We start from the raw sequence: 22,757 nt of genomic DNA on the forward strand, positions 1-22,757 counted from the left end.
GCGCGGTGGCGGGTGCATGACGCCCGATCGCGCCGCGGCCGCTTCAACCGGCGATGCGGCGCAGGGCTTGCGCGAAGCGGTCCAGTTCCTCCACACGGGTGAATAGGGCCGGCGTGGCCCGCACGCAGGCACCGCTGGCCGCGCCGCTGCGCATCGTGGTCATGATCCCGAACTGCTGCAGCAGGCGCTGTGCGAGGGCGGCGTTCTGCTGTTCGCTGTTCTGCCCGCGCAGGCGAAACGAGGTCATCGCCCCGTACAGTTGCGGATCCTCGGGGGTGAGGATCTGCAGGCCGGGAAGGTCGGCCACGCGATGCACCCAGCGGTCGCGCAGGAATTGCAGCCGTGCCTGCTTGTTGGCCGCGCCAATGCGCTCGTGCGCATCCAGCGCTGCCGGCAGGGCGAGCAGGGCCGCGAAATCCACGGTGCCGGTATGCACCCGGGTGTCGATGCTGTCGGCCGGGCCCTCCTGGCCCATCTGCGGGTCGATGTCGGGGATGCGGTCGTGGCGAATGTAGAACCCGCCGACGCCGAGCGGCGCACCGATCCACTTGTGGAAATTGAAGCCGACGAAGTCCGCGCCGAGGTCCGGCAGGCGCAGATCGCGTTGGCCGACTGCCTGGGTGGCATCGACGATGCAGTCCACGCCGCGCTGCCGTGCCATGGCGACGATCTCGGCGACCGGCAGCGCCAGGCCGGTGCGATGGCTGATGCAGGTGACGAGCATCAACCGCACCTGCGGATGGCGTTGCAGCGCCTGCGCATAGGCGTCGATCAGGTTCTGGCGGGTGGCCGGTTCCGGCAGGTCGATGCCGATCGCCTCGACGCCGCGGCGCTGCCGCAGCCACTTCATCGCCGCAATCATCGCGTCGTAGTCGAGGTCGGCGAACAGCACCGCATCGCCCTGCCGCAGGCGGTTGTAGCCGCCGATCAGCAGTTGCAGCGATTCGGTGGCGTTGCGGGTCAGCGCCAGCTCGCCCGGCGCCACCCCCAGCACCGTGGCGGCGCGCGCGCGCAAGGCTCGGTAGTCGTCGGGGAACTGCAGGCGCGCGTAATGCGCGTTGTCGCGGTTCACCTGTTGCACGCGCTGCAGGTAGGTGCGCAGCACCGGTTGCGACATCGCGCCCCAATAGCCGTTCTCCAGCGCGACGACGTTCCGGTCCACGTCGTAGGCGGCGGCGACCTGCGCCCAGTAGCCCTCGTCCTGCGCCAGGCGCCGCGGCGCGATGCCTGTCGGTGCTGCCGGTATCGCGCCCGGCGCAGCGAGCGCCTGGCTGCCGACCTGGCGCAGCATGTCCTGCAGCGGCAGCATCGGCGCGGCGGCGAGCAGGGCGCGCCGCCGCGGGTCGGGCCGATCAGAAGCGCAGGCGGAGTTGTGCATAGACGTTGCGTCCGTCGGTGTCGTAGGGCGCGTTGCGCGAATACACCAGGCCGCGGCTGGCCTGGAAGGTGGCCTTGTCCGGATACGTGTCGAGCACGTTGTCCGCACCGATCCGCAGCGACAGACGTTCGCTCAGCGCATAGGTGGCCGAGAGGTCGAGCAGGGCGATCGCGCCGAAGCGCTGGAAGATGTCGCCGGTGCTGTTGCCGCTGCTGTCGGTCCAGGCGCCGTAGTAGCGAACCCGCAACAGGCCTTGCAGCGGTCCCTGGTCCCAGGTCAGGCCGACGCTGCCCTTGTGCTGCGGCAACAGCTGCTCGAACAGGATGCGCTGAGTCGGATTGGCCGCCACGGCGGTGTTGCCGCCGTCGACCTTGGTGCGGTTGTAGTTGTAGGCCACAGTGGCGCCGAGGCGACCGGGCCCGAGCGCATGCTGGTAGCCGAACACCAGGTCCGCGCCTTCGGTGGTGGTGTCGAAGTCGTTGGTGAAATAGTTGACCGACGTGTAGTGCATCGGGTTGGGCAGATTGGCCGGCACCGCGAAGCTGGCCGAGGTGCTGAAGCGGTCGTTGACCGCGATCCGGTAGAGATCCAGCGATCCGTACAGCCCGATCGGCGCCTGCCAGGCCAGCCCCAGGCTCAGCGAATCGGATTCCTCGGGCTTCAGCGGTTTTGCGCCCAGCGCGACGGCGATCGGGTCCTGCGGCGACAGCCGGCCCGCATTGAAGACCTGCAGGCTCACCGTGTCCAGGCCCTGGGTGATCTGGGTGCTGTACAACTGCGCCGGCGTGGGCGCGCGGAAACCATTGGACCAGGCGCCGCGCAGCGCCAGCCACGAGGTGAGTTCCATGCGCGCGGACAGCTTGCCGTTGAGGGTGCTGCCGAAGCTGGAGAAGTCTTCATAGCGCACCGCGCCACCGACGCTCAGGCGCGCGGTCAGCGGCGCTTCCACGTCCACGTAGGCGGCGTAGCTGGTCTGGTCCCAGCTGCCCGATTGCTGGGGGCTGAAGCCGGGGGCGCCATTGGCGTTCGGCGCCAGCCCGTAGCGCGCGCCGGCGCCGATGGCGTAGGAGGCGGGATCGCCGGCACCGATGGAATAGGCTTCGTTGCGGCGCTCGGCGCCGAAGGCGATGTTCACCGGGTCCTGCAGCATCGCCAGCGGCAGCGCGTAGACGAAGTCGGCGTTGAGGTTGACCTCGCGCTGCTGCAGAGAGCCCAGGTGGAAGGCGGTCGGGCTGCCCGGTCCCATCGAGGCGTTGATCGAATCGCCCAGCGAATAGGCGATCCGGTTCATGCCGTAGGCGGCACTGACGTCCCAGCTGAAACGCTCGTTGAAGGCGCCCTTGAGGCCGCCCAGCGTCTGCGCGTCGCGGTAGTCGCTGCCGTAACGCGGGGTGAAGCCGGCCGGGTACACGCGGCGCAGGTCGAAACCGGGAAACGCCGGGGTGGTCTTGTAGATGGAGGCGTTGGTATCGGGGTTGCGCCAGTTGAAGTCGGAAACGCCGCTGCCGTCGTTGAACAACGCATAGCCGTAGAGGTTGACGCTGTCGTCGAGCGCCACATCCAGGTTCATCCCCAGATGCGTGCTGTGCTGTTCCGGCTTGCCCCAGCGCTGCACCGGGTCGGGGACGGCAACGCCGGGGTGCGCGGCCTGGAACGCGATCGCGTCGGCGCGCTGCACGCCGCGGTCGGTGGGATCGGAGGCGCTGTGTTCGGCGAACGCAACCAGGCTGCCATCGCGGAGATCCCAGCCGCGTTTGAGCGAATAGGTGCGGGCGAGGCCATCGCCTGCGCTGTACCTGGAGATGTCCGCGCCCATCTCGGTGCCGATGCGATCGTCGAGGATGATGTTGATGACGCCGGCGATGGCGTCCGAGCCGTATTGTGCGGCGGCGCCGTCGCGCAGCACTTCGATGCGCTTGATCGCCGTGACCGGAATCTGCGCCAGGTCCGGCGCCTGCGCGCCGCGTGCGCCGAGCAGGGCCGAACGGTGGAAACGGTGGCCGTTGACCAGCACCAGGGTCTGGTCCGGCGAGAGCCCGCGCAATGTGGCAGGACGCACGAAGATCTGCCCGTCGGCCAGCGGCAGGCGCTGCACCACGAAGGACGGAACCAGCGCCGCCAGCACGGTGTTGAGGTCGGCGCTGCCGACCGCGCGGATCTCCTGCGCGTCGATCACGTCCACCGGCGCCAGCGTGCCGAACTGGGTACGGTTGGCGCCGCGGGTGCCGGTCACCACCACGCTGTCCAGGGTTGTGCTGGGGGTGTCGGCAGGTTCCGCCGGCATGGACGTCGCGGCGGCGGCATCGCCGGCGCAAAGGGCCAGAATGGCGGTCGCCAGGTGGCGGTGAGTGAGGCGATTCAAAGGAACTCCGGACGAAAGAGGGGGCGATGGGAGCCGGGTCGGCGAGCGGCCGGGATGACGAAATCGGCATAGTCTGGCGGCCGATGACGACGTGCCATTGACGCGTGTGTTGCGTGCCGATGACGGTTCGTGCGACAGATCGTGCTGGCACCGCGGGCGCGGTAGCGCCGTGCGCGCCGGGGCACGGTGGGGCGCTGCGGGTAGACTGCGGCCCATGACCGAGACCCACGACGCGCCCGTCTCCCCATGCCCCCAACCCGCCGCTATCGCGGTGGCACGCGGCATCCACGACGCATTCGAGGACTACCATGCGCGTTTCGCCGAGATCACCCGGCGCGCGCGGCGCCGCTTCGAGACGCGCGACTGGAACGCTGCCCGCAACGATGCGGTCGAACGCATCGCCCTGTACGACCAGTGCATCGGCGAGTGCATGCTGCGCCTGCGCGCGCTGCTGCTCGGCCAGGCCCACGACCGCACGCTGTGGGCGCAGGTTCGCGACAGCTTCGCCGCGCAACTGCATGGGTTGATCGACCAGGAGTTGTACAAGACCTTCTACAACACCCTGACCCGGCGCTTCTTCCGTACCCAGGGCGTGGATGCGCAGATCGAGTTCGTGGCGCTGGACATCGAGCCCACCGACGCCATCACCCACCCGGTGGCGCGGCACAACTACGTGGTGTCCGAGGCGCGGCCGGTGGACGCGTTCGTGCGCGTGCTCGGCGACTACCGGTTCGATGTGCCGTACGCGCACCGCACGCGCTGCGCGGCGGCCATCGCGGTGCGGCTACAGGACGATCTGGCGCATTGGGGCGAGAACCCGGTGCGCGGCATCGAACTGCTGGAGACCGTGTTCTACCGCGAACGCCGCGCCTACCTGATCGGCCGCGTGTTCGGCGAGCACCGCTTCTCGCCGTGCGTGATCGCCCTGGTCAACGACGCGCAGGGCTTGCGCGCCGAAGCGGTGCTGACCAAGCGCAACGACGTGGCGCAGCTGTTCGGCATCTCGCGCAGCTATTTTCAGGCCGATCTGTCCACCGTCGGCGATGCGGTGGTGTTCCTGCGCAGCCTGCTGCCGCACAAGCCGATCGACGAGCTGTACACCATGCTCGGCCGCGCCAAGCAGGGCAAGACCGAACGCTTCCGCACCTTCTTCCGGCACTTCCAGGCGCATCCCAACGAACAGCTGGTGCATGCCGAGGGCACGCCGGGCATGGTCATGGCGGTGTTCACCCTGCCCAGCTATCCGTTGGTGTTCAAGCTGATCCGCGACCGCTTCGCCTATCCGAAGACGATGAGCCGCGAAGAGGTCGAAGAGAAGTACGCGCTGGTGTTCAACCTCGATCGCGTCGGCCGCCTGCTCGACGCGCAGCCGTACCGTTCGCTGCGCTTCCCGCGTGCGCGCTTCGCGCCGGCGCTGCTGCAGGAACTGATGGAGGGTTGTGCACGCAGCCTGCGCGAGGACGGCGACGACCTGATCGTCGCGCTGTGCTACGTGCAGCGGCGCCTGCGCCCGCTCAACCTGTACCTGCGCGAGCAGGGTGCCGAGGCCGCGCGCGAGGCCGCGCTGGACTATGCCCAGGCGATCAAGGACATGGCCCGCAACAACATCTTCCCCGGCGACATGCTGCTGAAGAACTTCGGCGTGTCGCGGCAGGGCCGCGCGGTGTTCTACGACTACGACGAGCTGTGCCTGGTCACCGACTGCAACTTCCGCGACTGGCCGCAGCCGCGCAACGAGGAAGAGGCGATGGCCGCCGAACCCTGGTTCCATGTCGCCCCGCGCGACGTGTTCCCGGAGCGCTTCGCGATGTTCATGGGCCTGCCCGCGGCCTCGCTGGAGGCGGTGCGCCACGCCCACGGCGAACTGTTCGACCCGCAGTGGTGGCGCGACCTGCAGACGCGGCTGCGCGAGGACGACTATCCGGACGCGCCGCCCTACCCGGACGCGCTGCGCCTGGCCTGAGTTGCCGCCCAGCCGCCAGTGCGCTGTAATCGGCGCCTCATCTCAAGCAAGGAATGCACGATGCACCGTCGATCCCTCCGTTCGTGGTGGCGCTGGAGCGCCATGGTCTCGCTGCTGCTGGCGTTCGCCGCCGTCGCCGTCGCCGCCGACGGGGTCGGGCCCGGCGCGGTACGCAAGCAGATCGAAAGCAGCATGCTGGTGAGCGGCTCGATCGACATCGAGCCCAGCGGCAAGGTGTCGGCGCTGGCGTTGGACCAGCAGGAGCGCTTGCCCAAGGGCGTGGTCGGCTTCGTCCGCAACAGCGTGATGCAGTGGAAGTTCGAGCCGGGGATCCGCGACGGCAAGCCGGTGCCGGCGCGCACGCCGATGACCCTGCGTTTGGTCGCCAAGCGGCTGGAGGGCGGAGACGACTACCAAGTCGAGATCCGCGGCGCCGATTTCACTCGCTACGATTCCAACGATCGCAGCGTGGTGACCGGAATTCAGATGAAGCCGCCGGCCTATCCGGAAGCGGCCTTCAGCGTCGGCGCCGCGGGCGATGCCTACCTGGTGCTCAAGGTGGGCCGCGATGGCCGCGTCGTCGATGCCGCGGTGGAGCAGGTCAATCTGCGCGTGGTGGCGTCCGAGCAGCAAATGCAGCGACTGCGCGATGTGCTGGGCAAGAGCGCGCTGGGCGCGGCCCATAAATGGACCTTCCGGCCGCCGAGCGAAGGCAAGGACGTGGATGCGCCCTATTGGACCGTGCGCGTGCCGGTCAACTACGCGCTGAGCGATACTCGCCGCGACGCGTCGTCGTCCTACGGCCGCTGGACGAGCTACGTGCCCGGCCCGCGCCAGCGTGCGCCGTGGATCACCAGCCAGGATGCGGCCGGCTTCTCGCCGGACCTGCTGCCGGCCGGCGGCGTGTACATGGCCGACGGCACCGGCCCGCGCCTGCTGACGCCGCTGCAGCCGCTGCAGGGCGGCTGAGCGGCGGCCAGGTGCGCCTGGAAGCAGGCACGGCCAAGCTGGCCGCGTCGGCAACGACCGGCCGACGCTAGCGCGCCGCGCGGCGATCGCCGTCGCGGCGCCGGGTCGACACGACCAGCACCGCCAGCAACAGCCCGGCCAGCAGCAGCGACGCGCCGACCGTGCCCAGATCCAGACCGCCCTTGCCGGCCGGCTTGCTCAGCAAGTCGCCGAGGGTGGCGCCGAACGGACGGGTCAGCACGAACGCCGCCCAGAACAACGCCGTGCGCGAGACGCGGGTGAACGCATAGGCGAGGGCGATCGCCGCCAACAGCGCGGCGATCAGCGATGCGCCGCCGGCGAAGCCCAGCCCCGAGCTGTCGGCCAGGTAGTCACCCAGCGCGGTGCCCAGCGTGTTGGAGACCAGGATCGCCAGCCAGTAGAAGACCTCGGCGCGGCCGCTGCCAATCCGCTCGACCGACAGGCTGCGTTCGCACAGCCACCAGCTCGCCAGTACCGCGACCAGCAGGCTGACCAGCAGCAGCGCGCCCTGCGCGTAACCCAGGCCCAGGCTGCGGTCCATGTAGTCCGACAGCGTGGTGCCGGCGGTGCTGGTGGTCAGGATCACCCACCAGTACCGCCACGGCTGGAACCGGCGTGCGCGCAGCTGCGCCCACAGCGAGACCAGGAACACCGCCAGCAGCAGCACGCTGCTCAGCGCATAGCCGATGTCCAGGGTCATCGACAGCAGGTCGCCGCCGGTCTCGCCCAGGGTGGTGGCGCAACTCTTCATCACCCAGAAGCCGAGGGTGACCGGGGCGACCTTGCTGACAGCGCTATTGGCAGTGGTGGGCATGGCGGCGGACGCGGCGGGGCGAATGGCGCCCATCTCACCCGCGTCCACGTCGAAAGACCGTCGGACCCCGCGCCCGTCAGGCGCGGGGCGGCGCAATGCCGGCGCCACAAACGCGAACGCCCCGCCGAAGCGGGGCGTTGCGGTCGAACCGGCGCCTGGACTCAGCGCTTCATCGAACCGAAGAACTCGTCGTTGGACTTGGTGTTCTTCATCTTGTCCAGCAGGAACTCCATCGCCGCGATCTCGTCCATCGGATGCAGCAGCTTGCGCAGGATCCAGATCTTCTGCAGCAGTTCCGGCTCGATCAGCAGGTCCTCGCGGCGGGTGCCGGAGCGGTTGATGTCGATGGCCGGGTACACGCGCTTCTCGGCGATACGGCGGTTCAGGTGCACTTCGCTGTTGCCGGTGCCCTTGAACTCTTCGTAGATCACCTCGTCCATCTTGCTGCCGGTTTCCACCAGCGCCGTGGCGATGATGGTCAGCGAGCCGCCTTCCTCGACGTTGCGCGCCGCGCCGAAGAAGCGCTTCGGGCGGTGCAGGGCGTTGGCGTCGACGCCGCCGCTGAGCACCTTGCCGGAGGACGGCACCACGTTGTTGTAGGCGCGGGCCAGGCGGGTGATCGAGTCGAGCAGGATCACCACGTCCTTCTTGTGTTCGACCAGGCGCTTGGCACGCTCGATCACCATTTCGGCGACCTGCACGTGGCGCGCGGCCGGCTCGTCGAAGGTCGAGGAGATGACCTCGCCGCGCACGGTGCGCTGCATTTCGGTCACTTCTTCCGGGCGCTCGTCGATCAGCAGCACGATCAGGTGCACGTCCGGATGGTTGGTGGTGATCGCCGTGGCCACCTGCTGCATCAGCATGGTCTTGCCGGCCTTGGGCGGGGAAACGATCAGCGCACGCTGGCCCTTGCCCTGCGGCGCCATCAGGTCGAGGATGCGGCCGGAGATGTCTTCCGAGGAGCCGTTGCCGCGCTCCAGGGTGAAGCGCTTGCGCGGGAACAGCGCGGTCAGGTTCTCGAACAGGACCTTGTTCTTGCTCGCTTCCAGCGGCTCGCCGTTGATGGTGTCGACGATCGACAGCGCGAAGTAGCGCTCGCCGTCCTTCGGGAAGCGGATGCGGCCGGACAGGTGGTCGCCGGTGCGCAGGTTGAAGCGGCGGATCTGGCTGGGCGAGATGTAGGTATCGTCCGGACCGGCCAGGTAGCTGGCCTCGGCCGCGCGCAGGAAGCCGAAACCGTCCGGCAGGATTTCCAGCACGCCATCGGCGGCGACGCCTTCGCCGTGGCGGGTCAGCACCTTCAGCAGGGCGAAGATCACGTCCTGCTTGCGCGCGCGGGCCACGCCGTCCTGGATGTTGAGCTGCTCGGCGATGTCCAGCAGCTTCTGCGCCGGCATCTTCTTCAGGTCGCTCAGCGAGTAGATCGGGAAGCCTTCCGGCACGTTGGCGTGCGGGCGCGGCACGAACGGCTCGTTGGCGCCGTTGTCGCTGGGCAGGCCGTTGTCCTGGAAGCGGTCGCCGCCGCGCTGGTTGCGGTCGCGGTCGCGGCGATTGCGGAAGCGATCGCGGCGGTTGCCCTGCTGGTTGTTCTGGTTGTTCTGGTTCTGATTCTGGTTGTTGAAGCGGTTGCCGCCGCCGTCGCGCGGCTCACGGCCTTCGCGCGGTTCGCCGCCTTCGGACGCCTGGCCGCCGCCCTGATGGGCCGGCGCGTCGCCGCCGCCGTGGCTCTGGCCGCCGCTCGCGGCCGGGGCCGACTCCGGCGCTGCGGGACGCGGTGCTTCGGCCTGGACGGGCGCGGGGTTCAGCGGCAAGTTCGGCTGCGCCGGCGCGCCGTGCTCGGCGGCGCCTTCCGCGCCGCTTGCGGCCTTGCTGACGCGCGGCTTGCGCACGCGCTTCTCGGCGGGGGCGTCGGCGCTCCCGGGTTCGGACATGGTGTGATCGGACAAGTGGTGTTCCTCGCTAAGAGTGCGAGCGCCCAGCGTGGGGGCATACGGGGTTGGGAGGAGGTCTGGGAGAGAATCTTCCAGAGGGGGTGCGGTGTGCGAATGCCACCGGATGCATCGACACTATCACCGCCACGCAAGCACGGCAAGCAGGCGTTTGTGGGCGATTCAGCCGCCGGCGATGAACGCCGACGGGACTGCCGCGGCGCCGCTCCGGTTGCGGAGCGGTGCCGGCAGCGGGCGTCAGGCGGCGCTGCTGCCCAGGGTCTTGTCGATCATCTGGGTCAGCTGGCCCTTGCCGACGGCGCCGATCTGGGTGGCCTGGATCTGGCCGTTCTTGAACAGCAGCAGCATCGGGATCGAGCGCACGTGGTACTTGATCGCGGTGGCGCGGTTCTCGTCCACGTTGACCTTGGCGACCTTGAGACGGCCGTCGTAGGCGTCGGCGAGGTCGTCCAGCACCGGCGCGATCATCTTGCACGGGCCGCACCACTCGGCCCAGAAGTCCACCAGGACCGGCTCGTCGGACTGCAGCACCGTGGCATCGAAATCGGCGTCGCCGACGTAAAGGACCTTGTCGCTCACTTGGGGTATCTCCTGGGCCAATGCGACTGGCCGGACCGGGTGGCCGCCGCATTGCGGTAAACTGGGGCATTGCGCGGCGAACTCAAGGGATTCCCCCTGTCGCGCGACCCGGCATGGAAGACGCCAGTGTGCGACGCTGCCGGGACCGATGCAAGCCGCGACCTTACGCTTCGGGCGGGGTGGCCTCACGAAGATGGAATGATGAGCGACAAACCGCTGACCGATGTGACTTTTTCCGCGTTCGAACTGCAGCCCGCGCTGCTCGCAGGCCTCGAAAGCGCCGGCTTCACCCGCTGTACCCCGATCCAGGCGCTGACCCTGCCGGTGGCCCTTCCCGGCCGCGACGTGGCCGGCCAGGCCCAGACCGGCACCGGCAAGACCCTGGCGTTCCTGGTGGCGGTGATGAACCGCCTGCTCAGCCGCCCGGCGCTGGCCGACCGCAAACCGGAGGATCCGCGCGCGCTGATCCTGGCCCCGACCCGCGAACTGGCCATCCAGATCCACAAGGATGCGGTGAAGTTCGGCTCCGAGCTGGGCCTGCGCTTCGCCCTGGTCTACGGCGGCGTGGACTACGACAAGCAGCGCGAACTGCTGCAGCAGGGCGTGGACGTGATCATCGCCACCCCCGGCCGCTTGATCGACTACGTCAAGCAGCACAAGGTGGTGTCGCTGCACGCCTGCGAGATCTGCGTGCTCGACGAAGCCGACCGCATGTTCGACCTGGGCTTCATCAAGGACATCCGCTTCCTGCTGCGGCGCATGCCCGAGCGCGGCACCCGGCAGACCCTGCTGTTCTCGGCCACCCTCAGCCACCGCGTGCTGGAGCTGGCCTACGAACACATGAACGAGCCGGAAAAGCTCGTGGTCGAGACCGAGAGCATCACCGCCGCGCGGGTGCGCCAGCGCATCTACTTCCCCTCCGACGAGGAGAAGCTGACCCTGCTGCTGGGCTTGCTGTCGCGCAGCGAGGGTGCGCGCACCATGGTGTTCGTCAACACCAAGGCGTTCGTCGAGCGGGTGGCGCGTTCGCTGGAGCGCAACGGCTACCGGGTCGGCGTGCTGTCCGGCGACGTGCCGCAGAAGAAGCGCGAGACCCTGCTCAACCGCTTCCAGAAGGGCCAGTTGGAGATCCTGGTGGCCACCGACGTGGCCGCGCGCGGCCTGCACATCGACGGGGTCAAGTACGTCTACAACTACGACCTGCCGTTCGACGCCGAGGACTACGTGCACCGCATCGGCCGCACCGCGCGGCTGGGCGAGGAGGGCGACGCGATCAGCTTCGCCTGCGAGCGCTACGCGATGAGCCTGCCGGACATCGAGGCCTACATCGAGCAGAAGATCCCGGTCGAGCCGGTCACCGCCGAACTGCTGGTGGCGCTGCCGCGCACCCCGCGTGCGGTGGTGGAGGGCGAGGCCGCCGAGGCCGATGACGACGACCAGAGCATCGGCGAGATCTTCCGCGAGGCCCGCGCCCAGCGCGAGGCCGACGAACAGCGTCGTGGCGGCGGTCGCGGCAAGCCCGGCGGCAGCCGCGGCGGCCCGGGCGGCCGTGGCGAGTCCTCGCGCAGCGCCGACGGCAAGCCGCGGCGTCCGCGCACGCCGCGTCCGGCCGACGCCGGCACCGCCGCCGCGGACGGCAGCGCGCCGGCCGCTGCCGCGCCGGCGCCCGCTCCCAAGCCGCCGCGTGCTGCGCCGGCCGAGGGTGCTGCGCCGGCGGTCGAAGGCGAGCGTGCGCCGCGCAAGCGCCGCCGCCGTCGCGGCGGACGTCCGCTGGAAGGCGCCGAGGGCGCACCGGCCGGCAACGGCAGCGCCACGCCGGCGCCCGCCGCCCCGGCCAAGCCGGTGCAGGTCGTGGCCACCCCGGTCAAGGCCGCGCGCCAGGCCGATCGCAGTGCGGCGGCGAAGAACGATTCGTTCCTGACCCGCCTGGGCCGCAAGCTGCGCTCGCTGGTCTCCAGCTCCTGATCCGGACCGGCCGTCCGCCGCGTGCGACGCGCGCGGTGGACGAACACCCGGGCCGCTCCGGCATAATCGCCGGATGAGCGTTCTGCGGTTCGACAATGTCAGCAAACAGTACGCCGGCGGCCACGCGGCGCTGGTGGACGTCAGCTTCGAGGTCGAGGAGGGCGAGATGCTGTTCGTCACCGGCCATTCCGGTGCGGGCAAGAGCACCCTGCTCAAGCTGATCCACCTGAGCGAGCGGCCCTCGCGCGGCGCCGTCCTGTTCGGCGAGCGCAACCTGCTGAAGGTGCGCGGCCGCCGCGTGCCGCTGCACCGGCGCGAGGTCGGCGTGGTCTACCAGGACCACCGCCTGCTCACCGACCGCAGCATCGCCGAGAACGTGGCGCTGCCGCTGATCCTGCGCGGCACCCGCCGTGCCGAGATCGGCAAGCGCGTGCGCTCGGTGCTCGAGCGCATGGGCCTGGGCCACCGCGAGAAGGCGCTGCCGTCGCAGCTGTCGGCCGGCGAGCAGCAGCGCGTCGGCATTGCCCGGGCGATGGTCGGCGAACCGCGGCTGCTGGTCGCCGACGAGCCCACCGGCAACCTCGACCCGACCCTGGCCGCGGAAATCATGCAACTGTTCGCCGAACTGCCGGCGCGCGGCACCAGCGTGCTGGTGGTCAGCCACGACCTGGCGCTGCTCAAGCAGATGCGCAAGCGCGTGCTGATCCTGGACCACGGCCGCCTGATCGACGACATCTCCCCGCAGGACCTGGCCGAATGAGCGCACGCAACGCCGGCGCCGCGGCGCCCTCGCGGCTGGGTGTGTGGTGGGACCACCACCTGCACAGCATCGTCTACAGCCTTGGCCGCGCCATGCGCAAGCCGTGGGCGACGCTGCTGACCATGGCGGTGATGGCGCTGGCGCTGACCCTGCCGCTGGGCCTGTCGATCGCCCTGGACAACCTCAAGCAGTTCGCCGGCAGCGTGCAGCAGTCGCGCGACATCAACGTGTTCCTGAAGACCGACGTCGACGCCGCCGCGGCGCAGACGCTGGCGCAGACCTTGCGCGGCCGCGCCGACGTGGCGGCGGTAACGCTGCGCACGCCCGCCGAGGGCATGGCCGAGCTGCGCGACAGCGCTGGCCTCGGCGAGGCGCTGGACGCGCTGCAGGACAATCCGCTGCCGACGCTGCTGATCGTCACCCCGGCCGCGGCCGACGACACGCCGCTGGCGACCGCGCTGACCGCGCTACCGCAGGCCGACCTGGTCCAGCACGACGCCCTGTGGCGCAAGCGCCTGGACGGCTGGCTGCATTTCGGCGAACGCCTGGTGCAGGTGCTGTCGCTGCTGCTCGGCGCCGGTGCGGTGCTGGTGGTCGGCAACACCGTGCGCCTGGACATCCAGTCGCGGCGCGAGGAGATCGGCGTGCTGCAGCTGCTCGGCGCCAGCGACGGCTTCATCCGCCGCCCGTTCCTGTACCTGGGCGCCTGGTACGGGTTCGGCGCCGGGGTGCTGGCGCTGGGCCTGCTCGCCGCCTCGGGGATGGCGCTGGGCCAGCCGCTGGCGGCGCTGGCCGACAGCTACGGCAGCCATTTCGTGCTGCATGGGCTGGACGCGCTGCATGCCGGCTTCGTCCTGCTCGGCACCCTGCTGCTGGGCTGGCTCGGCGCCTGGCTGGTGACCGGCCACTTCCTGCGCCAGACGCGGCCCACCGACACCTGAGGCGCACATGGCCGGGCACGAGCTCAAGCATCTGATCAGCGCCGCCCCCCGGGTGATGGTGGTCGATGGCTCCAAGCTGGTGCGCAAGCTGATCGCCGACGTGCTGCACCGCGAACTGCCCGACGTGACCGTGGTCGGCTGCGCCAGCATCGCCGAGGCGCGCGCCGCGCTGGAGGCCGGCCCGGTCGATCTGGTCACCACCTCGCTGGGGCTGCCCGACGGCGACGGCCTGACCCTGGCGCGCAGCGTGCGCGAAGCCGCCGGGCAGGCCTACGTGCCGGTGATCGTGGTCTCCGGCGACGCCCAGCAGCACCTGGTCGAACGCCGCTTCACCGAGTACGTCACCGACTACTTCGACAAGGCGCTCGGCCACGAGGCGCTGGCCACCTTCATCCGCGGCTACGTGCAGCCGCAGCCGGTGGCCGGCGCCACCGTCCTCTACGTCGAGGACAGCCGGGTGGTGGCCGAGGCGACCAAGCGCATGCTCGAACGCCAGCACCTGCACGTGGTGCACGTGCTCAGCGCCGAGGACGCGTTCGCCCTGCTCACCGCCGAGTCGCTGGGCCGCACCACCCGCCGCATCGACCTGGTGCTGACCGACGTCACCCTCAAGGGCGAGCTCAACGGCCGCGACGTGGTCCAGCGCATCCGCGTCGACTTCGCCTACGGCAAGCGGCGCATGCCGGTGCTGGTGATGACCGGCGACAGCAATCCGCACACCCAGTCCGAGCTGCTGCGCGCCGGCGCCAACGACCTGGTGCAGAAACCGATCGAAGAGCGCCTGCTGGTCACCAAGGTGCTGTTCCAGTTGCGCCTGGCGCGGCTCGACGAGATCGCCGTGACCTTCTGACCGATGTGATGTCCCGAGCCTGGAAGCGATGAGCAACAACGAAGACGAAAGCCGGATCCAGCTGGAACCGTCCTGGAAGGCGCAGGTCGGCGACTGGCTGCTGCGCCCGGAGATGCGCGAACTGGCCGCGTTCCTGCGCCAGCGCAAGGCCGCCGGCGCGCGGGTGTTCCCGCCGGGGCGGCAGATCTTCGCCGCCTTCGATGCGACCCCGTTCGAGCGGGTGGAAGTGGTGATCCTCGGCCAGGACCCGTACCACGGCTACGGCCAGGCGCACGGGCTGTGCTTCTCGGTGCTGCCGGGGGTGCCGGTGCCGCCGTCGCTGCTGAACATCTACAAGGAGATCGAGGACGACCTCGGCATCCGCCGGCCCGACCACGGCTGTCTGCTGCCGTGGGCGCAGCGCGGCGTACTGCTGCTCAACGCGGTGCTGACGGTGGAGGAAGGCCGTGCCGGCGCGCACCAGGGCAAGGGCTGGGAGGGCTTCACCGACCACGTCGTGGAAACCCTCAACCGCGAGCGCGAGGGCCTGGTGTTCCTGCTCTGGGGCAGCTACGCCCAGGCCAAGGGCAAGGTCATCGACACCCGCCGCCACCGTGTGCTCAAGGCCCCGCACCCCTCGCCGCTGTCGGCGCACCGCGGCTTCCTCGGCTGCAAGCATTTCTCCGCTGCCAACGAGTACCTGCGGCGGCGCGGCGCGACCCCGATCGACTGGAGCCTGCCGCCGCGCGCGGAGCTGGAGGCGGCGCTGCGCGGCGCCTGAACCCCGGTTGGACGGCACGCCGCTGTCGCCTGGCGTGGACGCCATTTTCGCGAACCGGCTGCTACTTTGGCGGTCAGAGAACGGGATGACGATGCGTCCCGATTGTTTCAACGGCTTGTGATGCAGTGTCATTCCTGATTCATATGTTGCATAAACAGAACACAGGAACTTTTTACTGTACCCAGCAGTCCAATTAGTAGACTGCTAAGATGAGCCCTATGAGCCAGACTCTTACTTCCAACGCATTGGTTGCCAACAACCTCCCGATCCCCAGTCCGCTCGGTTCGCTGGATGCCTATATCGGCGCCGTGCACCAGATCCCGGTGCTGACGTCCGACGAGGAACACGCACTGGCGGTGCGCTATCGCGACCAGGAAGACCTGGACGCGGCCCGCGAACTGGTCCATTCCCACCTGCGCTTCGTGGTGCACGTGGCCCGCGGCTACAACGGCTACGGCCTGCCGCTGGGCGACCTGATCCAGGAAGGCAACATCGGCCTGATGAAGGCGGTCAAGCGTTTCGACCCGGAGATGGGCGTGCGCCTGGTCAGCTTCGCGGTGCACTGGATCCGTGCCGAGATGCACGAGTACATCCTGAAGAACTGGCGCATCGTCAAGGTCGCCACGACCAAGGCGCAACGCAAGCTGTTCTTCAACCTGCGCAAGTCCAAGACCCGCCTGGGCTGGATGAACGCGGCCGAGGTCACCGCGGTGGCCAAGGACCTCAACGTGTCCGAGCGCGAGGTGATGGAGATGGAGTCGCGCCTGTCCGGTCGCGATATCGGCTTCGATGCGCCGTCCGACGAGGACGACGACCACGCGCCGCCGTCGCCGGCCGCGTATCTGATGGCCAACGAGGAAGATCCCTCGCAGGCCTACGAACGCGCCGACAGCGAGGACAACCAGCTGCAGTTGCTGCGCGAAGGCCTGGCGGAACTGGATGCGCGTTCGCGCGACATCATCAAGCGCCGCTGGCTGGATGCCGACAGCAAGATCACCCTGCAGGAGCTGGCCGACGAGTACGGCGTGTCGGCCGAGCGCATCCGTCAGATCGAGGCGAATGCGCTGAAGAAGATGAAGGCGCTGTTCGTCGCCTGAGTCGCCTGCGGCGGTCAGTAGCAACGCACGAAAGGCCCGGCACTGCCGGGCCTTTTCTTTTGTCTCTGGGCGGCACCGTGGAGCGGCGACTGCCGATTGCGCAAGCGCAACCGCGCGCGCGTGACGCTGGGCTAGGACTCCGGCGGACGCGCCACCGGCAGGTGCCAGCCGTAGCGGATCGCCATGAAGCGCAGGCCGAAGCACAGCACCGCGCCCACCGCCAGGCCCCAGGGCTGCGGGAGGTGCAGCACCTGCGCGGCGGCGACCACGCCGCCGCCGAGCAGGGCCGCCACCGCGTACAGTTCGGCCTGCAGCACCACCGGCGTGCGCGCCACCAGCAGGTCGCGGACGATGCCGCCGCCGATGCCGCTGAGCATGCCCAGCAGCGGCGCGCTGAGCGGGCCCAGGCCGAATGCCAGTGCCTTGCTGGTGCCGTACACCGCGAACAGCGCCAGGCCCATCGCGTCGAAGATCTGCACCGGATTGCGCAGGCGCTCGACCGTGTGGTGACGGTAGAAGGCCAGCAACCCGGCCAGGCAGGCGACGCCGAGGTAGCGCACGTCGGCCAGCGCTGCCGGCGGGGTGGCGCCGATCAGCACGTCGCGGGCGATGCCGCCGGAGACCGCGGCCGCGCACGACAGCACCAGCACGCCGAACAGGTCCAGGCGATGGCGCACGCCGACGGTGGCGCCGCTGATCGCGAACACGAAGGTGCCCAGCAGGTCGAGCAGGAACAGGAAGGTCGCCAAGACGGGCACTGCGCCGCAGCAAAAAGGCCGGCTAGGATCGCAGCCCGACCGTGCAGTGTCACCTGTCCGCGGGCGGCGCGGCCTGCGCCTGCGCTTCCTCCGCTGCCGGCGGATCGCCGAGGATGATCCGCGCGGCGCGCTGGTAGCTCCAGTAGGCCCAGGCCCAGTTGAGCAGCACCACCACGCGGTTGCGGAAGCCGATCAGGAAGAACACGTGCGCGGCCAGCCAGAACCACCAGGCCAGCACGCCGGAGAGCTGCAGCCGGCCCAGGTGCACGATCGCGGCCATGCGCCCGATGGTGGCCAGGTTGCCGTAGTCGGCATAACGGAACGGCACGCTGGCGGTGTCGCCGCGCAGCCGCCGGCGCAAGGTGTCGGCGACGTGCCGGCCCATCTGCTTGGCCGCCGGCGCCACCCCGGGAACCGGACGGCCGTCGGCCTGCTGCACCTCGGCCAGGTCGCCGGCGACGAACAGCTCCGGATGGCCGGGCACGCTCAGGTCCGGCTGCACCTGCACGCGGCCGCTGCGGTCCAACGGCGTCTGCAGTGTCTTCGCCAGCGGCGAAGCGGCCACGCCGGCGGCCCAGACCACGGTGCGCGCCGGTACGAAGGTGCTGCCGAGACGATAGCCATGGGCGTCGATCTCGGCGACCGGCACCCCGGTCAGCACCTCCACGCCGAGCTTTTCCAACTGCTTCTGCGCCTTGGCCGACAGGTGTTCGGGGAACGAGGACAGCACCCGCGGCCCGGCCTCGATCAGCCGCACCCGTGCCTCGGCCGGGTCGATGCGGCGGAACTCGTGTTTGAGCGTGTGCCGGGCGATCTCGGCCAGGGTGCCGGCCAGCTCGACGCCGGTGGGGCCGCCGCCGACGATGGCGAAGCTGAGCCAGGCCGCGCGCGCGGCGGGGTCGGTTTCCGCTTCGGCACGCTCGAACGCCAGCAGCAGGTGCCGGCGCAGCTGCAGCGCGTCGTCCAGGGTCTTCAGGCCCGGCGCATGCGCCGCCCAGTCGTCGTGGCCGAAATAGGCGTGGGTGGCGCCGGTGGCGACCAGCGCATAGTCGTAGTCCAGCGCCTGGCCGTCGGCCAGGCGCACCTGCCGCGCCTGCTTGTCGATGTGGACGACTTCGCCCAGGCGCACTTCGACATTGTCCTGGTGGCGCAGGATCTGCCGCAGCGGCGCGGCGATGTCCGGCGCCGACAGGCCGGCGGTGGCGACCTGGTACAGCAACGGCTGGAACAGGTGATGGTTGCGGCGGTCGATCAGGGTGATGCGCAGCGGCGCCTTGGCCAGGGCGCGGGTGGCCCACAAGCCGGCGAAGCCACCGCCGACCACGATCAGGTGCGGCACGCGTGTGTCGTCCATGCAGGACTCCAGGAGGGGGAGGGGAGCGGAGGTGTCCGATGTCGGCGTGGCGGTCGTGAGCGCGCGTGGCGCACCGATCCGCGGAAACGCGCGCGGCCAGTGGGGCGCTGCGCGATCGTCGAGGGCCGGACCTGCATGCTCGTATAGTAGCGCGATGCAAAGCGCGGTCAGCGACACGGAGGACGCACGGTCATGTCAGCGACAGTGAAATCGCGTGTGTCGGTGTCGCCGCAGGCGCCGTTGCCGTCGCGCTGGCGCAGCCTGTTGTTCTGGGCCAAGACCCGCGCGCTGCAAGGACGCCGCGCGCTGCGCGATCTGCGCGACGGACCACGCAAGCATCGCCGCGATGGCGGCCTTGCGATCGCCGATGGCACTTCCGCCGAATCGGTCACCGCGCTGTGGCCCGCCAGCGAGGAGACCGCGCCGCAGTTGGTGGCCGGCAAGATCCACAACCTGCGGCTGGCCGCGCGTGCGTTGCATGGCGTGGAGGTGCCGGCCGGTGCGACCTTCAGCTTCTGGCGCCAGCTCGGCCGCGCCACCCGCCGCCGCGGCTTCGTCGCCGGCCGCGAACTGCGCGAGGGCTGCCTGGTGCCGTCGATCGGCGGCGGCCTGTGCCAGTTGTCCAATGCGATCTACGACGCGGCGCTGCGGCAGGGCCTGGAGATCGTCGAGCGGCACCGCCACACCCAGGTGATTGCCGGATCCTTGGCCGAGCGCGACCGCGATGCGGTGGTGTTCTGGAACTACGTGGACCTGCGCCTGCGCGCCGCCGCGCCGTGGCGGCTGGAGGTATGGCTGGACGGCGAGGCGTTGCACGTGCGCATCCGCGGCGGTGCCGCGATGCCGGCAGCGTTGCCGTTGCCGCCGCTGCAGCGACGCACCGCGCCGGCCGGCATCGACGCCGCCAACGACTGCACCCGGTGCGGCCGCAGCGCCTGCCATCGCCATGTGGCGGCGGTCCCCGACGGCCTGCACCGTACCTGGCTGGTCGACGAAGACTGGCCGGAGTTCGCCGAGGACCGCCGACGCCGGCAGCAGCCCGGCGACCGGGTGCTGGCGCTGCCGCGTACCAGCGTCGCGACCTTGCACGCGGCGCTGGCGCGGCGCTGGTGGTTGTGGCGCGGCATGCCGTTGCCGCAGGCGCGCCTGCGTGCGCAGCGCATCCGTCTGCAGGCGCTGCGGCGCCGGTTGGCAGCGCGCGACGTCGATCTGGTGGTCCCGCAGAGTCTGCTGCCGGAGCTGTGGATGGCCGGCGAGTTGCAGGGGCGGCGCTGGGACGTGTGCATGACCGCCTTGCCGATGCACCTGCTGCAGGCGCGCCTGGACGTGGCCGCGCAGCGGCATCCGCACAGTCCCACCCTGCGCGATTTCCGCGCCGATCCGGCGCTGGTCGAGGCCGAGCGTGCGGCACTGGCACAGGCGCGGCACTGGATCACGCCGCACCGCGCACTGCTGGCGCTGGCCGGCAGCCGCGGTCTCGCGCTGGAATGGCGACGGCCGGCGCTAACGGCGGCCGCGGCGGAGCACGCGGCCGTCAACGCGGACACCGTACCGCGGGTGCTGCTGGCGGCCTCGGCGCTGGCGCGCAAGGGCGCCTACGAACTGCGCGAGGCGGTGCGTGGCTTGCCGGTGCTGTTGCTGCTGCCGCCCGGCGCGCAGGAGACGCCGGATTTCTGGAACGGCATTGCGGTGCAGCGGGTCGCTTCGATGGCCGAGGGCGTACGCGCGGCCACGCTGGTGCTGCTGCCGGCCTGGATCGAACAGCAGCCGCGCGGCCTGTTGCTGGCCATGGCGCTGGGCAAGCCGGTGATCGCCACCGCCGCCTGCGGTCTGTCCGCGGACGACGGCGCGTGGCGTTGCGTGGAAGCAGGCGACAGCGCCGCGCTGCGTGCGCAGGTGGTCGACGCCTTGGGCCTGGCGGGTTGAGCGAAACCCGAGGGCGTTGCGGGCGCCTGCAGGCCAGGGTCTGCCATGCACGACGGTCACATCAATTGCTCGGCGACGCGTCGTTGCTCTAGCGGTGTCTTGCAGGACGCGTCGCCGCCTCAGTACAGATCCTGCGGATCCACATCCAGCGACCAGCGCACGCGCCGTGCCTGCGGCAGTGCGTGGATCGCCGGCACCGCCGCGTCCAGCAATGCGTGCAGTGCGCGCCGCGTACTCGCCGAGAGCAGCAACTGGGTGCGCTGGAAACCGGCGCGGCGCGGCATCGGCGCCGGCATCGGGCCGAAGCGCTGCACCTCGTCCTGCACCGGCAGCAGCGCGCGCACCGCGGCGAGGAAGGCGTTGGCGTGTTCGACCTGCTTGGCCTCGGCGCGCAGCAGCGCCAGGTGCGCGAACGGCGGGAAACCCGCGGCCTCGCGTTGCTCCAGCTCGGCGGCGGCGAAGGCGTGGTAGCCGCCGTGCACCAGGGTCTGCAGCAACGGATGCGCGGGGTGGTGGGTCTGCAGCCAGACCTCGCCCGGGCGCGCGGCGCGGCCGGCGCGGCCGGCGACCTGGATCAACTGCTGCGCCAGCTTCTCGCTGGCGCGGAAATCGGCTGAGAACAGGCCTTCGTCGATGCCCACCACCACCACCCGGCTCAGTTGCGGCAGGTCGTGGCCCTTGGCCAGGATCTGCGTGCCGACCAGGATGCCGGGGGCGCTGCCGAGCGTGGCCAGCTGCGTCTCCAGCGCATCGCGGCGCTGGGTGGTGCCGCGGTCGATGCGCAGCACCGGGACGTCCGGGAACGCCTGCACCAGGCGCTCTTCGAGGCGTTCGGTGCCGATGCCCTGCGGCTGCAGGGCCAGGCTGCCGCAGTCCGGGCAGGCCAGCGGCGCTGGCTGGCGCGCGCCGCAGTGGTGGCATTGCAGGCGCCGGCCGCCGGCGTGCACGGTCATCGGCGTGGCGTGCAGCGGGGTGCTGCAGCGCTGGCACGGTGCGGTCCAGCCGCAGTCGTGGCACAGCAGCACCGGCGCATAGCCGCGGCGGTTCTTGAACACCAGCACCTGGCCGCCCTCGGCCAGTGCCGTGCCGATGCCGGCCAACACCTCCGGCGACAGCCCGTCCTGCAGCGGGCGCTTGCGCACGTCGAGCACGCGCACCGTCGGCGGCTTGGCGTCGCCGGCGCGGCGGGTCAGGCGCAGGTGCGCGTAGCGGCCGCCGGCGGCGTTGTGCAGGCTCTCCAGCGACGGCGTGGCGCTGCCCAGCAGCACCGGCACGTCCAGCGCCTTGCCGCGGATCAGGGCGAAATCGCGGGCGTGGTAGCGGATGCCGTCCTGCTGCTTGTAGCTCCCGTCGTGTTCCTCGTCGACCACGATCAGCCCCGCCTGTGGCAGCGGCACGAACACCGCCGAGCGGGTGCCGACCACCACCTGCGCCTCGCCGCGCCACGCGGCGGTCCAGACGCGGGCGCGTTCGTTGTCGTTGAGGCCGGAATGCAGCGCATGCACCGGCACCCCCAGGCGGGCGCGGAAGCGGGCCAGGGTCTGCGGGGTCAGGCCGATCTCCGGCACCAGCACCAGCGCCTGGCGGCCGCGCGCCAGGCAGGCGGCGATCGCCTGCAGGTAGACCTCGGTCTTGCCGCTGCCGGTGACGCCGTCGAGCAGGAACGGCGCGAACCCGGCGGCGGCGACCACCGCGTCGATGGCGTTCTGCTGTTCTGCATTGGGCACCGGCCCGGGCTGCGGTTGCGGCGCCGCCATGCTGGCCGGCACGGCGATGCGTTCGGCGTGGCCGCGCTTGGCCAGCGCCCGCGCGGCGCTGCGCCAGTCGTCCATCGCCTGATCCAGCCGGTCCTCGTCCATGGCGCCGTCCGCCAGCAGCGCGGCGAAGCGGTGCGGGCGCGTGCCGGGGCGGGCACGGTGGCTGGCGCCGGCCTCGGTCAGGCGCCAGGCCCAGGCGTGGGTGTCGGGCAGCGGTTCGCCGCGGCGCAGCGGTACCGGCAGCGCCGTGGCCAGCACCTCGCCCAGTGGCGCGTGGCTGTAGCGCGCCAGCCAGCGCAGCGACTCGGCCAGTTCGCCGTGCAGCAGCGGCGCCGGGTCCAGCCAGGCCAGTGCCGCGCGCAGGCCCTCCGTGTCCTCGACCTGGCCGATCGCCGCCACCACGCCGCTCAGTTCGCGGTTGCCGAACGGCACCTGCACGCGGCGGCCGACATCGCCGTCGGCGACCGTGCCGCCGGGCGGTGGCAGGTAGTCGAACAGCTGCGGCAGCGGCACGGGCAGGGCGACGCGGAGCGTGGCGACGGGGGAGGGCATCC

General features: G+C 70.6%; 17 protein-coding genes. 9 read left to right on the top strand and 8 right to left on the bottom strand.

Annotated elements, in window-relative coordinates; translation table 11 throughout:
* Positions 1-43: 43 nt before the first annotated feature.
* Positions 44-1,378 (bottom strand): aminotransferase class V-fold PLP-dependent enzyme, encoded by a 1,335-nt coding sequence (locus tag QN245_RS03125; RefSeq protein ID WP_317844537.1) that lies wholly within the window; start codon positions 1,376-1,378, stop codon positions 44-46.
* A complete protein-coding gene (locus QN245_RS03130) occupies positions 1,353-3,740 on the bottom strand; it encodes a TonB-dependent receptor plug domain-containing protein (RefSeq protein WP_167087850.1) in 2,388 nt (795 codons plus the stop codon). The genes QN245_RS03125 and QN245_RS03130 overlap by 26 nt, the downstream gene beginning before the upstream one ends.
* A 214-nt stretch (positions 3,741-3,954) precedes the next feature.
* On the opposite strand from QN245_RS03130, the gene aceK reads away from it, so the two are divergent.
* Together aceK and QN245_RS03140 are read left to right on the top strand one after the other, a co-directional pair.
* Positions 3,955-5,703 (top strand): bifunctional isocitrate dehydrogenase kinase/phosphatase, encoded by a 1,749-nt coding sequence (aceK, locus tag QN245_RS03135; protein ID WP_317844538.1) that lies wholly within the window; start codon positions 3,955-3,957, stop codon positions 5,701-5,703.
* A gap of 60 nt (positions 5,704-5,763) precedes the next feature.
* Positions 5,764-6,672: an energy transducer TonB gene (locus QN245_RS03140; RefSeq protein WP_317844539.1), complete on the top strand. Its 909-nt coding sequence runs from the start codon at positions 5,764-5,766 to the stop codon at positions 6,670-6,672.
* 67 nt (positions 6,673-6,739) lie between these two features.
* On the opposite strand, the gene QN245_RS03145 is transcribed toward QN245_RS03140, so the two are convergent.
* The 3 genes from QN245_RS03145 to trxA all read right to left on the bottom strand — a co-directional run bounded on the left by QN245_RS03145 (position 6,740) and on the right by trxA (position 10,035).
* The gene (locus QN245_RS03145) at positions 6,740-7,540 is read right to left on the bottom strand and encodes a COG4705 family protein (RefSeq protein WP_317844540.1); all 801 of its coding nucleotides are present in this window, start codon (positions 7,538-7,540) and stop codon (positions 6,740-6,742) included.
* Between the two features lie 128 nt (positions 7,541-7,668).
* Positions 7,669-9,453 carry a transcription termination factor Rho gene (gene rho / locus QN245_RS03150; protein WP_184447303.1) on the bottom strand — a complete coding sequence of 595 codons (1,785 nt, stop codon included), beginning with the start codon at positions 9,451-9,453 and terminating at the stop codon, positions 7,669-7,671.
* 240 nt (positions 9,454-9,693) lie between these two features.
* Positions 9,694-10,035, bottom strand: coding sequence for a thioredoxin TrxA (trxA, locus tag QN245_RS03155; RefSeq protein ID WP_010341563.1), 342 nt, complete (start codon positions 10,033-10,035; stop codon positions 9,694-9,696).
* 201 nt (positions 10,036-10,236) lie between these two features.
* On the opposite strand from trxA, the gene rhlB reads away from it, so the two are divergent.
* The 6 genes from rhlB to rpoH all read left to right on the top strand — a co-directional run bounded on the left by rhlB (position 10,237) and on the right by rpoH (position 16,408).
* Positions 10,237-12,000: an ATP-dependent RNA helicase RhlB gene (rhlB, locus tag QN245_RS03160; protein WP_184447302.1), complete on the top strand. Its 1,764-nt coding sequence runs from the start codon at positions 10,237-10,239 to the stop codon at positions 11,998-12,000.
* 73 nt (positions 12,001-12,073) lie between these two features.
* Positions 12,074-12,760: a cell division ATP-binding protein FtsE gene (gene ftsE, locus QN245_RS03165; protein WP_160945586.1), complete on the top strand. Its 687-nt coding sequence runs from the start codon at positions 12,074-12,076 to the stop codon at positions 12,758-12,760.
* Positions 12,757-13,701, top strand: coding sequence for a permease-like cell division protein FtsX (gene ftsX, locus QN245_RS03170; protein ID WP_160965923.1), 945 nt, complete (start codon positions 12,757-12,759; stop codon positions 13,699-13,701). Before ftsE ends, ftsX begins: the two co-directional genes overlap by 4 nt.
* Positions 13,702-13,708: 7 nt before the next feature.
* Positions 13,709-14,551 (top strand): response regulator, encoded by an 843-nt coding sequence (locus tag QN245_RS03175; RefSeq protein WP_160965925.1) that lies wholly within the window; start codon positions 13,709-13,711, stop codon positions 14,549-14,551.
* 28 nt (positions 14,552-14,579) lie between these two features.
* On the top strand, positions 14,580-15,311 hold the full coding sequence (gene ung, locus QN245_RS03180; protein ID WP_160965927.1) for a uracil-DNA glycosylase: 732 nt from the start codon (positions 14,580-14,582) through the stop codon (positions 15,309-15,311).
* Positions 15,312-15,529: 218 nt separating this feature from the next.
* Complete coding sequence (rpoH, locus tag QN245_RS03185; protein WP_160965929.1) at positions 15,530-16,408, top strand: RNA polymerase sigma factor RpoH; 879 nt, start codon at positions 15,530-15,532, stop codon at positions 16,406-16,408.
* A gap of 131 nt (positions 16,409-16,539) precedes the next feature.
* Here the strand turns inward: rpoH and QN245_RS03190 are convergent, their stop codons facing one another.
* Entirely contained in the window at positions 16,540-17,157 is a 618-nt protein-coding gene (locus QN245_RS03190; protein WP_160957604.1) for a trimeric intracellular cation channel family protein, read from the bottom strand.
* A 58-nt stretch (positions 17,158-17,215) separates the two neighbouring features.
* Positions 17,216-18,520: an NAD(P)/FAD-dependent oxidoreductase gene (locus QN245_RS03195; protein WP_317844541.1), complete on the bottom strand. Its 1,305-nt coding sequence runs from the start codon at positions 18,518-18,520 to the stop codon at positions 17,216-17,218.
* 192 nt (positions 18,521-18,712) lie between these two features.
* Here QN245_RS03195 and QN245_RS03200 point away from each other — a divergent pair, with 192 nt between their 5' ends.
* Positions 18,713-20,446, top strand: a complete 1,734-nt coding sequence (locus QN245_RS03200; protein WP_317844542.1) for a VanW family protein — start codon at positions 18,713-18,715, stop codon at positions 20,444-20,446.
* A gap of 119 nt (positions 20,447-20,565) precedes the next feature.
* Here QN245_RS03200 and QN245_RS03205 read toward each other — a convergent pair whose 3' ends face one another.
* Positions 20,566-22,755, bottom strand: coding sequence for a primosomal protein N' (locus QN245_RS03205; protein WP_317844543.1), 2,190 nt, complete (start codon positions 22,753-22,755; stop codon positions 20,566-20,568).
* Between the last annotated feature and the right edge of the window lie 2 nt (positions 22,756-22,757).

Source organism: Xanthomonas rydalmerensis (assembly GCF_033170385.1).
Classification (GTDB): domain Bacteria; phylum Pseudomonadota; class Gammaproteobacteria; order Xanthomonadales; family Xanthomonadaceae; genus Xanthomonas_A; species Xanthomonas_A rydalmerensis.

Excerpts from the sequence above, each read along its gene's own strand:
- QN245_RS03125 (WP_317844537.1), bottom strand. The coding sequence starts at position 1,378 with ATGCACAACTCCGCCTGCGCTTCTGATCGGCCCGACCCGCGGCGGCGC.
- aceK (WP_317844538.1), top strand. The coding sequence starts at position 3,955 with ATGACCGAGACCCACGACGCGCCCGTCTCCCCATGCCCCCAACCCGCC.
- QN245_RS03140 (WP_317844539.1), top strand. The coding sequence starts at position 5,764 with ATGCACCGTCGATCCCTCCGTTCGTGGTGGCGCTGGAGCGCCATGGTC.
- QN245_RS03145 (WP_317844540.1), bottom strand. The coding sequence starts at position 7,540 with ATGGGCGCCATTCGCCCCGCCGCGTCCGCCGCCATGCCCACCACTGCC.
- rhlB (WP_184447302.1), top strand. The coding sequence starts at position 10,237 with ATGAGCGACAAACCGCTGACCGATGTGACTTTTTCCGCGTTCGAACTG.
- ftsE (WP_160945586.1), top strand. The coding sequence starts at position 12,074 with ATGAGCGTTCTGCGGTTCGACAATGTCAGCAAACAGTACGCCGGCGGC.
- ftsX (WP_160965923.1), top strand. The coding sequence starts at position 12,757 with ATGAGCGCACGCAACGCCGGCGCCGCGGCGCCCTCGCGGCTGGGTGTG.
- QN245_RS03175 (WP_160965925.1), top strand. The coding sequence starts at position 13,709 with ATGGCCGGGCACGAGCTCAAGCATCTGATCAGCGCCGCCCCCCGGGTG.
- ung (WP_160965927.1), top strand. The coding sequence starts at position 14,580 with ATGAGCAACAACGAAGACGAAAGCCGGATCCAGCTGGAACCGTCCTGG.
- rpoH (WP_160965929.1), top strand. The coding sequence starts at position 15,530 with ATGAGCCAGACTCTTACTTCCAACGCATTGGTTGCCAACAACCTCCCG.
- QN245_RS03195 (WP_317844541.1), bottom strand. The coding sequence starts at position 18,520 with ATGGACGACACACGCGTGCCGCACCTGATCGTGGTCGGCGGTGGCTTC.
- QN245_RS03200 (WP_317844542.1), top strand. The coding sequence starts at position 18,713 with ATGTCAGCGACAGTGAAATCGCGTGTGTCGGTGTCGCCGCAGGCGCCG.
- QN245_RS03205 (WP_317844543.1), bottom strand. The coding sequence starts at position 22,755 with ATGCCCTCCCCCGTCGCCACGCTCCGCGTCGCCCTGCCCGTGCCGCTG.